Source organism: Hominimerdicola intestinalis, assembly GCF_054655215.1.
On the sequence record NZ_BAAHNZ010000009.1, the window covers coordinates 77,494 to 91,068 of the forward strand.

15 protein-coding genes are annotated in these 13,575 nt (G+C 40.6%); all 15 read right to left on the bottom strand.

What is annotated here, in order from left to right; translation table 11 throughout:
* Positions 1-28: 28 nt before the first annotated feature.
* A complete protein-coding gene (locus tag ACYQ0H_RS08975) occupies positions 29-1,816 on the bottom strand; it encodes a Na/Pi cotransporter family protein (RefSeq protein ID WP_459812510.1) in 1,788 nt (595 codons plus the stop codon).
* Between the two features lie 131 nt (positions 1,817-1,947).
* Entirely contained in the window at positions 1,948-2,352 is a 405-nt protein-coding gene (gene atpC / locus ACYQ0H_RS08980) for an ATP synthase F1 subunit epsilon (RefSeq protein WP_459812511.1), read from the bottom strand.
* Positions 2,353-2,367: 15 nt separating this feature from the next.
* Positions 2,368-3,771 (bottom strand): F0F1 ATP synthase subunit beta, encoded by a 1,404-nt coding sequence (gene atpD, locus ACYQ0H_RS08985; RefSeq protein WP_459812512.1) that lies wholly within the window; start codon positions 3,769-3,771, stop codon positions 2,368-2,370.
* Positions 3,772-3,835: 64 nt separating this feature from the next.
* Positions 3,836-4,702, bottom strand: a complete 867-nt coding sequence (atpG, locus tag ACYQ0H_RS08990) for an ATP synthase F1 subunit gamma (RefSeq protein ID WP_459812513.1) — start codon at positions 4,700-4,702, stop codon at positions 3,836-3,838.
* 57 nt (positions 4,703-4,759) lie between these two features.
* The gene (atpA, locus tag ACYQ0H_RS08995; RefSeq protein ID WP_459812514.1) at positions 4,760-6,274 is read right to left on the bottom strand and encodes a F0F1 ATP synthase subunit alpha; all 1,515 of its coding nucleotides are present in this window, start codon (positions 6,272-6,274) and stop codon (positions 4,760-4,762) included.
* 26 nt (positions 6,275-6,300) lie between these two features.
* Complete coding sequence (atpH, locus tag ACYQ0H_RS09000; RefSeq protein WP_459812515.1) at positions 6,301-6,843, bottom strand: ATP synthase F1 subunit delta; 543 nt, start codon at positions 6,841-6,843, stop codon at positions 6,301-6,303.
* Complete coding sequence (gene atpF, locus ACYQ0H_RS09005) at positions 6,843-7,352, bottom strand: F0F1 ATP synthase subunit B (RefSeq protein ID WP_459812516.1); 510 nt, start codon at positions 7,350-7,352, stop codon at positions 6,843-6,845. Before atpF ends, atpH begins: the two co-directional genes overlap by 1 nt.
* A 47-nt stretch (positions 7,353-7,399) precedes the next feature.
* The gene (gene atpE, locus ACYQ0H_RS09010; protein WP_459812517.1) at positions 7,400-7,654 is read right to left on the bottom strand and encodes an ATP synthase F0 subunit C; all 255 of its coding nucleotides are present in this window, start codon (positions 7,652-7,654) and stop codon (positions 7,400-7,402) included.
* 55 nt (positions 7,655-7,709) lie between these two features.
* Positions 7,710-8,447 (bottom strand): F0F1 ATP synthase subunit A, encoded by a 738-nt coding sequence (locus tag ACYQ0H_RS09015; protein WP_459812518.1) that lies wholly within the window; start codon positions 8,445-8,447, stop codon positions 7,710-7,712.
* A 4-nt stretch (positions 8,448-8,451) separates the two neighbouring features.
* Positions 8,452-8,868, bottom strand: coding sequence for an ATP synthase subunit I (locus ACYQ0H_RS09020; protein ID WP_459812519.1), 417 nt, complete (start codon positions 8,866-8,868; stop codon positions 8,452-8,454).
* 247 nt (positions 8,869-9,115) lie between these two features.
* Complete coding sequence (locus tag ACYQ0H_RS09025; protein WP_459812520.1) at positions 9,116-9,421, bottom strand: hypothetical protein; 306 nt, start codon at positions 9,419-9,421, stop codon at positions 9,116-9,118.
* Between the two features lie 140 nt (positions 9,422-9,561).
* Complete coding sequence (locus ACYQ0H_RS09030; protein ID WP_459812521.1) at positions 9,562-10,449, bottom strand: hypothetical protein; 888 nt, start codon at positions 10,447-10,449, stop codon at positions 9,562-9,564.
* Between the two features lie 210 nt (positions 10,450-10,659).
* Positions 10,660-11,640, bottom strand: coding sequence for a hypothetical protein (locus ACYQ0H_RS09035; protein ID WP_459812522.1), 981 nt, complete (start codon positions 11,638-11,640; stop codon positions 10,660-10,662).
* Positions 11,641-11,985: 345 nt separating this feature from the next.
* Complete coding sequence (locus ACYQ0H_RS09040; protein ID WP_459812523.1) at positions 11,986-12,831, bottom strand: hypothetical protein; 846 nt, start codon at positions 12,829-12,831, stop codon at positions 11,986-11,988.
* A gap of 162 nt (positions 12,832-12,993) precedes the next feature.
* Positions 12,994-13,488: a PTS sugar transporter subunit IIA gene (locus tag ACYQ0H_RS09045; RefSeq protein ID WP_459812524.1), complete on the bottom strand. Its 495-nt coding sequence runs from the start codon at positions 13,486-13,488 to the stop codon at positions 12,994-12,996.
* Between the last annotated feature and the right edge of the window lie 87 nt (positions 13,489-13,575).

Sequence of the window (13,575 nt, forward strand, 5' to 3'; positions counted from 1 at the left end):
CCGCCCCGTATGTTCAAATAGTTTGAGATCACTGCTGAAGCGAAAACCTTCTCGCATATTTCTCTATCTTTTCTTCATAATCAACAGGTCCGTTTTTATGAAGCTTATCAAGATATTCATGCTTTTTAAGATTATCGTAATGTACGTTATCGGCAATCAGATAAATCGCTATATTAGAACAGTGATCTGATATCCTTTCAACATTAGTAAGAATGTCAAGAAAATTGACTCCCATTTCAATATTGCATATTCCGTTTTTAGCCCTTTCAATATGAATAGATTTCAGCTCTTCGACAAGCCTGTCAACGACCTCCTCAAGAGGCTCGACAGAGGATGCTATATTCATATCACCCGTTCTTGTCGTTTCTATAGCCAGTCTTATTATTTCCCGTATCGCGTCAGAAATAACATTAAGCTCCTGCATTGCCTTTTCAGAAAAGCCTGATTCCTTTTCATATAATAGCTCGGCTGTTTCCATTATATTTATCGTATAATCCCCTATACGTTCAAACTCTGAGATCAAATGAAAGAGAGTAGTTACAGAACGGTTTTCATTTTCATTCAGACCGCAGTCATTAAGTTTTATAAGATACGAGCCTACCCTGTCCTCCAGCCTGTCAATAAGCTGCTCTCTCTCGTTTATCTTTTCTACGACCTTCAGATCATATTTATCGAATAGCGTTCTTACCGAATCAAAATTCTTCTGAGCATATACTCCCATCTGTACTACCGCCTCGGTAGCCTGAGCTATCGCTACGTTCGGAGTAACAAGAAATCTGTCATCAAGAAGATCCTCTTTTGTGAATCCGCCGTCCTCGTCGTCGTCATGCTTGGAATCCCGTACTGTAGCAACCGCAAGCTTTTCCAGAACCGTATAAAACGGAAGAAAAAGAATAGTGACTGAAACATTAAAAATAGTATGAAAATTTGCAATGCTGCCTGTATCAAAGCTGTTATTCCAGAAAGGCAGTCCTATAGTATATTGGAAAATATAAACAGCAATAAGAAATACTATTGTTCCTATAAGATTGAAATAAAAATGGATCATTGCCGCTCTTTTCGCATTCTTGGAAGCGCCTATGCTTGAAAGAAGCGGAGTAGCGCAGGTACCGATATTTGTTCCCATAATTATCGGAAATGCGGCGGCAAAGCTTATCAGACCTGTTTCAGAAAGCGCCTGCAAAATTCCGATAGACGCAGCGGAGCTTTGTATTACTGCAGTAAACAGCGTTCCTACCAAAACCCCAAGAACAGGATTCTTAAGAGCGGCGAAAATAGACTTGAACTGAGGCATCGTGGCAAGCGGCGCGATCTTCTCCTGCATTAGAAGCATTCCCGTAAAAAGAATACCTATTCCCATCATTATTTCACCGGCAGTTTTTGTTTTATTTCGCTTTGCGGTCATTATAATTATTATGCCTGCAACGGCAAGGATCGCAGAAAAATTCGACGGCTTGCACAGCTCGAGAAAAAGACCTCCTCCGGTATCTCCCTCAAGATTTGCAAGGCGCAGGATCTGAGTAGTTACAGTAGTGCCGATATTCGCACCCATAATTATTCCTACTGCACCTTTAAGCTTCAAAAGTCCTGCGTTAACAAGTCCCACAACAATAACTGTTGTTGCGGAGGAAGACTGTACTGCCGCAGTAACAAGAGCGCCGAAAAGTATGCCTGAGAAAACGTTGCTTGACATTTTTGCAAGAACCTTTTCCATCAAACCGCCCGAAGCCTTTTCTAGACCTGAGCTTAAAATCGTCATTCCGTACAGGAACAGAGCCAATCCGCCCGCCATTCCTACTATATTAAATATATTCAAAAGTCAACCATTCCTTTACTGATTTAGCGTATTTCAACAGAGCTTCAAACTTGATTCAATATGTACCGGAAAAATATAATAAACAAAGCCAAAGCCTGCATATCCTGCATATGCGACTTTGACTTTTCTATCTAATATTTTCCTGCAACTGTCAGACGGTTCAATGCACGTTTAAGCTTCTGCTCCGCTCTGTCAAACTCCTTTTGGCTGTTATAATTATCCAGCTTATTCTGTGCAGCTTCCCTAGCGCGTTCCGCCCTTCCGATATCAATATCTTCAGCCCATTCGACCGCTTCGGCAACTACAGTAACCTTTTCCTTTTCAGCTTTCAGAAATCCGGCTGAAACCGCTGCAGTTCTGAAGTCCTGACCATCCGCAAGAATTTTAAGCGGTGAAGGTACGATATTGGCAACATAAGGAGTATGCCCTGCAAGAATACCTACGTTTCCGGCAGGGGTTTTTGCAATTATCTGCTGTACATCTCCCTCAAAGAAAACTTTTTCAGGAGTGATTATCTTGAGCCTGAAATTCTGCATAAATAAAACTCCAATTTAATTTTTATCAGTCTGTTTAGCTTTCTCAACAGCCTCGTCGATAGTTCCTACAAACAGGAATGCCGATTCCGGCAGATCGTCATGTCTGCCCTCAATAATCTCCTTAAAGCCTCTGATAGTTTCCTTGATAGGAACATATTTTCCCTGCATACCGGTAAACTGTTCTGCAACGGAAAAAGGCTGAGATAGGAATCTCTGAATCTTTCTTGCTCTTGAAACCGTAAGCTTATCCTCGTCTGAAAGCTCGTCCATTCCCATGATCGCTATAATATCCTGAAGCTCTTTATATCTCTGAAGAATCGACTGAACCTCTCTTGCGACCTGATAATGCTCGTTTCCGACAATTTCAGGAGAAAGTATTCTGGAATTTGATTCAAGTGGATCGACCGCCGGATAAATTCCCAGCGACGAAATACTTCTAGACAATACCGTAGTAGCGTCAAGATGAGCAAAAGTTGTAGCGGGCGCCGGGTCAGTAAGGTCATCAGCAGGAACATAAACCGCCTGAACCGAAGTTATAGAACCTTTTTTTGTAGAAGTGATCCTTTCCTGAAGCGCACCCATTTCCGTCGCAAGCGTAGGCTGATAGCCCACTGCCGACGGCATTCTTCCAAGAAGCGCTGAAACCTCTGAACCTGCCTGAGTGAATCTGAAAATATTATCTATAAAGAGCAAAACGTCCTGTCCTTCTACGTCCCTGAAATATTCAGCCATAGTCAGTCCTGAAAGACCTACTCTCATTCTCGCTCCGGGCGGCTCATTCATCTGTCCGTATACCAAAACGGTCTTATCAATAACTCCGGACTCGATCATTTCATTGTAGAGATCGTTTCCCTCTCGGGTACGTTCACCCACTCCGGTAAATACGGAAATTCCTCCGTGCTGCTTAGCAATATTGTTGATAAGCTCCATAATAAGAACTGTTTTTCCTACTCCCGCACCTCCGAAAAGTCCTATCTTTCCGCCTTTAAGATACGGAGCGATAAGGTCAACGACCTTGATCCCAGTTTCAAGCACCTCGTTTGAAGCCTTCTGTTCCTCATAGGAAGGCGGATCGCGGTGTATTTCCCACCTTTCCTTTGTCTGAGGAGCAGGCTTATTGTCTACCGGCTCTCCGAGAAGATTAAATATTCTTGAAAGCGTTTCCTTTCCAACCGGAACAGAGATAGCCTTACCTGTATCAATTGCATCAGCGCCCCTTACAAGACCGTCGGTAGAGCTCATGGCAATACATCTTACAATATCGTCGCCTATATGCTGAGCAACTTCAACAACCAGCTTCTCACCGTTGTTGTCTATTTCAACCGCATTGAGCAGATCAGGCAGACTGTCCTTTGAAAATCGGATATCAACAACTGCTCCGACTATCTGAACGACCCTGCCTTTATTTATTTCTCCCATCTGACTGACCATTCCTTTCATGAAACGAAAGCTTTAAAAAGCTTTCGCACAAGTCGATAAAAATCTATTCTTCCCTGAGCGAGCCAGAGCTTATCTCGTTGATCTCCTGAGTTATCTGCGCCTGTCTTGCACGGTTATAAAGCAGCGAAAGCTGATTTATCATTTCGTCCGCATTGTCGCTTGCCGACTCCATAGCCGTTCTTCTTGCCGCCTGTTCTGACGCAAAGGAATCGACTATCGCCGCGTACAAAATACCGCAGAGATACTGAGGCACCAATCCGTCGAAAACCTCCTCCGGAGATGGATCATACTCAGTAAGCGAACGCTTTCCTATATCAGAGCTTTCAAGATTTTCAACAGGAAGCACGGATACCTCCACCGGCTGCTGAGTAAGAGCCGAAACGAAGGTAGTATAAACAAGTTCTACCCTATCAAACTCCAAACACCTGAATCTTACGATTATTTCATCGGCAATATCCATTGCCTCATATATATCCAGACTTTCCGCAATATTCGGATACCTGTCGGTTACATCGTAATCACGCTTGTCAAAATATTCGATCGCCTTTTTCCCTATTGCCATTATCGATACCTGTTCATTCTCAGACATCAGCTTTTGGATCCGCTGCTCCGCTATTTTAAGAACGTTGGTATTATAACCGCCTGCAAGGCCTCTGTCTCCTGCAATTACGATAAGGAGCGTAGTTTTTTTGAATTTCTTTTTTGTATATACCGATCTAAACGCCGGATCGCTTGAAATATCGCTCATAATATCGTAAAGCGTTTCAAAAAACGGCTGTACTGCTAAGGCTCTTTCCTTTGCCCGCCTTAGCTTTGAGGAAGCGACAAGCTCCATAGCCTTGGTTATCTGCTTAGTGCTTTCAACGCTTTTGATCCGGCGCTTAACGTCTTTCATATTTGCTGTAGCCATAAAAGTTCACACCTCGGTCAACCGTCGACCAAAGCTTTCCTCCCTTTCAGAAATAGCTTATCTTGACTTTAAAAACTTATCAACAAATTCGCTCAGAGCTTCTTTCAGCTCTGCTTCGGTTTCAGCAGTCAGATCCTTTGTCTGTGAAATAGATTTAATTATATCGGGATGAGCCGAATCTATATGGTCAAACAGATCCTTTTCAAAATCGCTGACGTCGCTTACCGCTATTTTCTTAAGGTAATTATTGATTACAGCATAAATTATTATAACCTGATGTTCAACTGAAAGAGGAGAATTTCTTCCCTGCTTCAGTACCTCGACTATTCTCTCGCCCTGTGCGAGCCTTTCCTTCGTATCTTTATCAAGGTCGGAACCGAACTGTGAAAACGCCTGAAGCTCTCTGTACTGAGAATAAAGCAGCTTCAAAGAGCCGGATACCTTTTTCATCGCCTTGATCTGAGCAGAACCTCCTACACGGGAAACAGAGATACCCGGATTTACCGCAGGTCTTACTCCCGAGAAGAACAGCTCCGATTCCAGGAATATCTGTCCGTCGGTAATTGAAATAACGTTTGTAGGGATATAAGCTGAAACATCTCCCGCCTGTGTTTCAATAATCGGCAGAGCGGTTATTGATCCGCCGCCGTAGTCCTTATTTAGATTACAGGCGCGCTCCAGAAGTCTTGAGTGAAGATAAAATACATCTCCGGGATATGCCTCTCGTCCTGTAGGCCTTTTAAGAAGCAGCGACATTGTACGGTATGCAACAGCATGCTTTGACAGATCGTCGTAAACACACAGTACATCCTTTCCCTGAAGCATAAAATGCTCAGCCATCGCAACTCCAGAATAAGGAGCAATATACTGAAGAGGCGCCATTTCAGACGCAGTAGCCGAAACAACTATAGAATAATCCATCGCTCCGGACTTAGACAGAGTATCGACAACATTTGCTACAGTAGAACGCTTCTGTCCTATAGCAACATATATACAGATAACGTCCTTGCCCTTCTGATTGATTATAGTATCTAAAGCAATGGCGGTCTTTCCTGTCTGACGGTCGCCGATGATAAGCTCACGCTGACCTCTTCCTATCGGTATCATAGAATCAATAGCCTTTATACCGGTCTGAAGCGGACGGTTTACCGACTGCCTGGTTATAATCCCGAACGCCGGACTTTCAATAGGCCGTGATTCGTCCGTAAGGATCATACCCTTTCCGTCTATAGGCTGTCCCAAAGCATTTACAACTCTGCCTATCAAGGCATCTCCGACGGGAACCGAAACTATTTTACCCGTGCGCTTTACCTGACTTCCCTCCTTTATTCCGTCGTCACTTCCCAAAAGAACCGCTCCGACAAAATCCTGCTCGAGATTCAGCGCCATTCCAAGAGTTTTGTTTTCAAATTCAATAAGCTCGCCCGACATACAGTTATCAAGACCGTGAACTCTGGATATTCCGTCGCCTACGGTAACGACCGTGCCTATGTCCGCAAGCTCGATTTCTGAACGGTAATCTTTGATCTGCTGTTTTATAATACCTGTTATTTCATCAGGACGTAATTTCATAGTCAAGCTCCATACCTTTCATAAAATTATGCAATAACCGAATTGATCTGCAATTTCAGCTTCTCCAGTCTTCCTCTGACGCTGGAATCGATCTCTGAGTTTTCATATCTGACGATAATTCCGCCCAAAAGACCTCTGTCGGTGCTTTCATGCATAATTATCTTCTTATTCAGGGTTTTTTCCAGCTTTTCTTTAAGCTTCATACTAAGCGCAGAACTTAAAGGAACAGCCGTTACCACCTTAACCTCCAGTATATTTCTGTCTTTAAAATACAGTCTTTTAAATTCAGTGCATATTGACGGAAGAAATCTTGCTCTTCCCTTTTCAGTTACGACGCAGAAAAAATCCAGAACTATCCCGGAAACACGGCTATTAAAAACCTTTTCAAGCACATCTATCCTATCACTGAGGCTTATAAGCGGAGAACTCAGAATACTGAGAAAATCCTCATTATCCCGAAAAACAACCTCGCACTGTTCCAACTCTCTGTAAACCTCGTCGCAGCAACCCTGCTCCCTGCAAAGCTCAAACATAGCTTTTGCATAAACATTTTCCAAGCACTCAGCCATTACACTTCACCCACGCTGTTAATAAAGCTTTCTATAAGCTTTTCGTTGTCTTCCCTGCTTATTTCCTTTTCAACTACAGCAGTAGCTGCGGAAATAGCAATATCAGCGATCTCGTCCTTGATCTGATTAACAGCAATTTTCTTTTCCCGTTCTATTTCCGAATTTGCATTGTCGATAATACCCTTAGCTTCGATCTTAGCTTCCGATATTATTTCATCTGAACGAGTCTGGGCTTTCTGAGTAGCGGCTTTTACAATTTCAGCCGACTCTTCCTTAGCTCGTCCAAGCTTTTCGGCATACTCGTCCGCAAGCTGCTTAGCTTTGCTTTCCGCCTCGTCAGCCCGCTTATAGCTATCTTTAATATCATTCTGACGGTCGTCAATTACCTTATTGACTCTTTCAAAAAGAAAATGCTTTAGAATAAGGAAAAGAATAAGCGTATTGCAAAGCGTAAGAACTATAGTCGCCGGGTCGATCGACAGAAAATCAGTTACTTTTACCAATGCCATTAAACTTTCCTCCCGTCCCTTGCGGGTACAAATTTATACGCTATATCTTAAAGCCTGCCTAAAAACGGATTGGCAAACATAAGGATAAGCGCTACAACAAAGGCATAAATACCTGTTGACTCAGCCATAGCGACGCCGATAAACATTGTTCTTGTACAATCACCCTTGGCTTCCGGCTGTCTTGCGATCGACTCGATAGTTTTTCCTACCGCATATCCTTCACCGATACCGGGTCCTATACCTGCGATCATAGCAAGACCTGCACCGATCGCCGAGCATCCTAAAACAATTGCCTTTTCCATAAAAATATCCTCCATTTTTCAACTATTATTTTATGCAGCATTTAGCTGCTGACCTTTAGCTTTCTTCGGCGGCGCTGGAAACATAGACCATCGTAAGCGTCGCAAATATATAAGCCTGAATACAGCCGGAGAACAGATCAAAATAAATAGACAGTACCGCAGGAGTAAAAAGCTGTCCCAGACTGATAACAACAGAACCGATGGAAAACGATATATGCAGAGCCGATGATAAAGCTCCTAACGCTCCATAGAGCAGCGTTGTAATAACCATTCCTCCGGAAATATTTCCGAACATACGGAAAGCCATTGACAAAGGCGTAGCGACCTCGCTTATAAGATTCAAAGGCAGCATAAACGCTATCGGCTGTGCAAAGCCTTTAAAATAACCTCCGATACCGTTAGATTTTATCTTATTATAGGTAATAAGAACAAAAGTCATAAGCGCCCAGGTCAGCGTAACATTGAAATCCGCTGTCATAGACCGCAGTCCCAAAAGACTTACCAGTGCGCCTAAAACGGCATAAACCAAAAGCGTTGCAATATAAGGCGCAAAGCTCATAAACCGGCTGCCCATAGACTCCTTTACAGACCCGTTTACAAAGTTAACAAAAAACTCAGCAATGATCTGCCTTTTCTTTTCCGGCACTTTTTTAAGGTCTTTTGTAAGCCATAAGCAAAGCAGCAGAACGGCTATAATTATAAGCCAGCCTATCACGATAGTTTCAGTAATATCTATTCCACCGAATATAGGCAGAGTAAAGACGACCCTCGGTCCTTGTCCTATGGAATCCATATCGTCAGTCCTTTCTGAAATAATTCTTTCCGGTAATCGCATCAAGCGACAGCACCGCTTTAGGATAAAGCTGCGGCAGCAATATTCCCGCAACACTGAACAGCTTAAATTCAAACGCCGCAAAACATAAAGCAAACAGCCCTGCAAAACGCACAACATAGCATGAAAGCATTGTATGCCTTGCTTTTTTTACGTTCATTTCGACTGCTCGAACTATAGTTTCTCCAAGATACCATAAACACCAAGCCATATATATATAGCCTATTGTAAAGCCAGTAACGTTTCTCCAGCTGAAGCCTGAGATAAGCGTTAACAGAAAGACCAGAACATTCAGAACAAACATAGGAAACAGCATCTTCTTATACAAACTGCGGATCTCATTTGTTCCTGTATTATCAGGCGGACAGTTTTTCCGGCTCATATATATAATATTTCCCTCCGCAGATTAAATTAAGTGTTCAGCGAATTTATTTTATTATAACATTTCTTACCGCGGATTTAAAGGGATGAACACAATCAATACAATTTTTTTACCATTCGTAAAAATAATATTCATAATTATTTTACTTATGTTTTCTCAACTATTGATTTTAAGCAATAATTAGTATTTATCAACAAAAAAGGACAGCAAAAAGCTGTCCTGATATAACTATGTGCGAAGTTAAAGACTATCTGAGAATACCGTCTACAACATCTTCGGCAGTGCTGAGGCCGTCGTCAATAACGTCTGCAACATCGTCACCCAAACCATTCCCGCTGTCATTTTTATTGTTTTCGGTCGCCTTGGAGGTTGTGACCGTATTTTTAGATGTTCCAGTTGAAGTTGAAGCAGTCGACGAAACAGACGAAGCCGTCGTTGTGGTCTTTCCTGTATCTCTTACATCTTCGGACGTATTATCATTTTTATTTGAGCATGACGCAAACATAAGAGAACAAGCAGCAATACTCATTACAGCCGCAATAATTTTTTTCATAATAAAAATCCTTTCCGTTATTATATTGCCAAAACAATTTGACTAACAATATTATTGCTCGCTGTTTGCCGTTTTATGCATTATTTTTTATCTATAAAATCAAAAATCGGAGACAGCGTTAAAACTATCTCCGATACCTTTTAATAAAACTTATTTTTGTGCTTGACTATTACTACTATTACTATAGCGATCAGAGCTGCTACAAGAACGGCAATTATTATAATTATAGGATTGAATCCGTCCTCGTTGTCAATACTGCTTTCATCGGGGATCTCACTATAAGTATTCCCCTTTATATTCTGCTTTATAACGTCGCCGGTATTAGTTACCTTTGCGTTTGAATTGTATGTATCAAGAGTTTTTATCTGATAAAGATTTTCATCGGCGTCTTTATAGGGCGTAATTACAGTAACATTATCAATATAGATAACATCTCCATTATAAGCACTTGAAACAGGTACTTTTAAGATTATTCTGGTAGTATCAGAATTTGACGGTATTGTTACAAACTGCTTCTCATACCCGTTTACATTTGAAGAGTTATTGTATTTTATCGTCTTTATAGTCTTTGAAGTCATTTCTCCCTCGGCATTTTCTCCGAAGGCATAAACAGCGTCATCAAATAGCAAGCCTTCCACATTTATGTTGAACCTTGCATAAAAGTTCAGAGTACAGCCGTCAAAATTTTTAAGACCTAATTTATCAGCTTCAAATATGATTCCCATTGCAGTATCATTATCCGTAGCATAATCGGGAGCTTTTTTGAGATCGGCAGAAAGCTTTATTGCTGCGCCCTGATATACAACGTCATATTCCTTCTTTAAAGTATATGCCCCCGACTCGGTATCATCCAGAACGTTTATAAATCCCGTCCAGTCATCAGAATCAAACGCCAGAGTAGGAGCAGATGAATCGGAAGTCATATTTTCAGACGGAACGAAATCTTCATCTGCATACGCCGGGAACGCAAAAGCGGCGGCGCTTACTGCAAACGCTAAAATGCATGATAGAATCCTGCTGTTTTTCATTTAAATAATATTCCCCTTCCATTTCGGCTTTTAAGTATGAAAACGTATACATCATATAATATTATTCTATAACATTTCAGTATATTTGTCAACACCGGAAATATAGCTTCCCTATTTTATGTGAAAATAGTTGTAAAATCTAAAAGTCTGTGTTATAAAAATGTAATATCATACAATGAATCCCGCATAAACTGCGGGATAGATGATAAGTTAATAGAATTTATTTTTATGCTTAACCAATACAACCGCAATAATAACCACAAGAGCGGCAACAAGAACGATTATTATGACAATAGTAGGATTGAAATGTCCTTCCGCTTCCGATGTGCTGCTGTCAGCTTCAGATAAGGTCTTTCCCTTTTGCTGAATTTTTACGCTTTCAATAATTTCCTGAGGTTTAGCATTCTCATTATAGCCGTCAAGGTTTTTAACATAAAGATCAGCTCCGTTATCACTCAAAGGGGTAGCGATCGTAATATTGTCAATATAGAAAATATCAGAGGTTACCTTCTGCAATATCGGTGTCTGAAAAATTATCTTTGTCGCACTTGACTTATCCGGTACGGTAACCATCTGTTTTCTGTACTGGCTTACATTATCGTTAACTACAGTATCATATGTAAGCTTAATAGGATTATTTGCAAGATGACCATATTCTTCATTTGCCGGAAAAGCATAAACTGAATTTTCCATAAGCTTATTTTCCGTATCCGTTCCCATTCTGTATGTAAATGAAATAAGACAGCCGTCAAAGCAGCTTAGACCAAAGTCCTCAGCCCGCAGCTCAATACCTGGTGTAATAAATTCAGCGTCCTCATTCGACGCCTCGGGATTAACAAGATTTCCTTCTGAATCCCTGACGCTTTCACCGTAATTATAATACTTTCCCGCTTCAATTCCCTCACAGTCGGAATACACCTTTAAAGATGCGCCCTGATAAAAAGTATCGGTATCCTGACTCATTTTAATTCTCATTTTTTCTCCGTCAGAAGTCAAGTGAACATACTTTTCCCAGTCAGAAGTATCGAATGAGATCGTAGGCACCGAATCGTCAGTTGAAAGCATTTCATTATCTGCCTTAAATTCTATTATTTCCTTTTCTTCTTCAGACTCTGCACCGACGCTTACAGACATACAGCTTAAGCAGGCGGAAGCGGCTACAACAGCGCAGAAAATTCTTTTTAACAGCATTAAAAAACAGCCTCCTAATATATAAATACGAATTGTTGCCTTTCTCGTTATTGATATTTTCTATTTATCCCGCAAATTAAATTTAACTCCGCTTATTCATTATATGCTAAATGCATAAATAGTATATTAATATTTTACACCAATATAAAAATATTGTCAAGCCGTATCAGGTGTTTTTTATTATTGTAACATATTTGTAACTATAGCTTACGCCCAATTTCAACAGACGGAAAACTCGCATAATACATCTACAACTTTATCATCGCTTGAGCTGCTCTGAGTCTTTATTACAGATTTTTAATAAGAACAAGCAGTAAGTCGGTCTGATACTCGACGGTATATCTGCTAAAACTCGTATTCAAAGCTTGCCCTGCTGCTTATAAATTCACATAAAGGCCTGTCTTTAAAAGAAAAACGATAATACGCCTTACATGAAGCGCTTTCGTGGATCGTTCTGCTCATTCTGCCGTTTTCAGGAGCATTAAGCGGATATGAATTATTTTTTATAAGCTTTGCCGTAAGCTGATATTGTCCTTGAGTTACTGTAACCGAATTCCGGCCGATATATTTTACAGTTGCACCTAGATAAGTAGCTATACGATATTCTCTGCCGTTTATCGTAACCGCTCCTATAATTCCATTGAAGTGAAAGCCCATTGGTATATCCGCAACTGATAGCATAAGCGAACCGCCTTTAAAAAAACTTTGAGTCCATATATATCGTTCGGGAAAAGAATAACCCCTATCTCCTTCAATATACCCTAACCCATTTTTAAAATCATATCTTCTGCCATTTATAAAAAGGTATCCGTTAATTATGTGCCTCATACTCATAACACTGTGTCTGCACTGCATAAACGGCACATACTTAAAAGGGCCCATAATATCATAACGTATAGGAATGTGAGAGGTGAATTTTAAAGTTCCGTATACATTTAAATTGTCTTCAGAAATGCCGAGTTTGATCCCCTTGTCCGAAAATAGGCATCTGCCCAGCATTACGGAATTACCTGCCTCTTTATATTCCGTAATATCAAATGGAATATTAAATGCCTCATGATCCGTTATAATCTGCATTGACGCAGTTTTTTCAAAGTTATTGATATGAAATGCAGGTATAAATGCCGCAGTAAGATCCTTATTGCAGCATTTGTAGTACCTTCCCTTAAAATAATTCCTGATACAAAACACTCCCTTTAAATTCCTATTTTTATTATCACTCGTTTCATGAAAATATATTCAGTATATTAGACAAACATCTTTCTAAAACTGTACTGGAAATTCGCAAAAAAATGGCAGTCACAATTGTGACCGCCATCATAAGTATCGTACGCTGACCTGATTTGTGAAGCTTTACAGTGTATATGTCATAACAGGAGTGCCGGGTTTATTTATCTTTCCTGTCTTCAGTTTGAAAGATCTGAAAATATCGCTGTTTGTTATGATTACAGCTATTGTAGGATCATAGCCGTCTGCAGCTATACCGCTAAAATCCGCAGTACAGATAGTCTGCCCTGCTGCAATTTCATCGCCTACGCTTACTGTCGGACGTACTCCGCTGTCCTTTCTTTTTGAAAGATTCATCCCTATATGCACCAGTATCAGCAGACCATCGGCTGTTTTAATATTTATAGCAAGTCCGTTATTAGTAATATCTTTTACAGTACCGCTTACAGGACTGCATACATTATCGGCATCAGGTATAACGCCAAATCCTTCTCCAAGTATTTTTGATGAAAACACCGAGTCTTTAATTTTTTCAACAGGAATGACTTCTCCGACAGCACATGAGGTCATGAATCCAGCAGAGCCGTTTTCATCTTCAGCCGTTTTTTTAAATAAAGTCATTTCACGCACCCCGATCCGTTTAATAATAAAATTTCTCTCTATATTATTTTAACAAATTATTATGCATTTTGCAATAGTTATTAATTT

What these genes read in the sequence shown, in the direction of transcription:
- ACYQ0H_RS09025 (WP_459812520.1), bottom strand. Translation starts at nt 9,421, where the DNA reads ATGAAAAAAATTATTGCGGCTGTAATGAGTATTGCTGCTTGTTCTCTT.
- ACYQ0H_RS09015 (WP_459812518.1), bottom strand. Translation starts at nt 8,447, where the DNA reads ATGGATTCCATAGGACAAGGACCGAGGGTCGTCTTTACTCTGCCTATA.
- atpF (WP_459812516.1), bottom strand. Translation starts at nt 7,352, where the DNA reads ATGGCATTGGTAAAAGTAACTGATTTTCTGTCGATCGACCCGGCGACT.
- ACYQ0H_RS09045 (WP_459812524.1), bottom strand. Translation starts at nt 13,488, where the DNA reads ATGACTTTATTTAAAAAAACGGCTGAAGATGAAAACGGCTCTGCTGGA.
- ACYQ0H_RS09020 (WP_459812519.1), bottom strand. Translation starts at nt 8,868, where the DNA reads ATGAGCCGGAAAAACTGTCCGCCTGATAATACAGGAACAAATGAGATC.
- atpG (WP_459812513.1), bottom strand. Translation starts at nt 4,702, where the DNA reads ATGGCTACAGCAAATATGAAAGACGTTAAGCGCCGGATCAAAAGCGTT.
- atpH (WP_459812515.1), bottom strand. Translation starts at nt 6,843, where the DNA reads ATGGCTGAGTGCTTGGAAAATGTTTATGCAAAAGCTATGTTTGAGCTT.
- ACYQ0H_RS09030 (WP_459812521.1), bottom strand. Translation starts at nt 10,449, where the DNA reads ATGAAAAACAGCAGGATTCTATCATGCATTTTAGCGTTTGCAGTAAGC.
- atpD (WP_459812512.1), bottom strand. Translation starts at nt 3,771, where the DNA reads ATGGGAGAAATAAATAAAGGCAGGGTCGTTCAGATAGTCGGAGCAGTT.
- atpA (WP_459812514.1), bottom strand. Translation starts at nt 6,274, where the DNA reads ATGAAATTACGTCCTGATGAAATAACAGGTATTATAAAACAGCAGATC.
- ACYQ0H_RS09035 (WP_459812522.1), bottom strand. Translation starts at nt 11,640, where the DNA reads ATGCTGTTAAAAAGAATTTTCTGCGCTGTTGTAGCCGCTTCCGCCTGC.
- atpE (WP_459812517.1), bottom strand. Translation starts at nt 7,654, where the DNA reads ATGGAAAAGGCAATTGTTTTAGGATGCTCGGCGATCGGTGCAGGTCTT.
- atpC (WP_459812511.1), bottom strand. Translation starts at nt 2,352, where the DNA reads ATGCAGAATTTCAGGCTCAAGATAATCACTCCTGAAAAAGTTTTCTTT.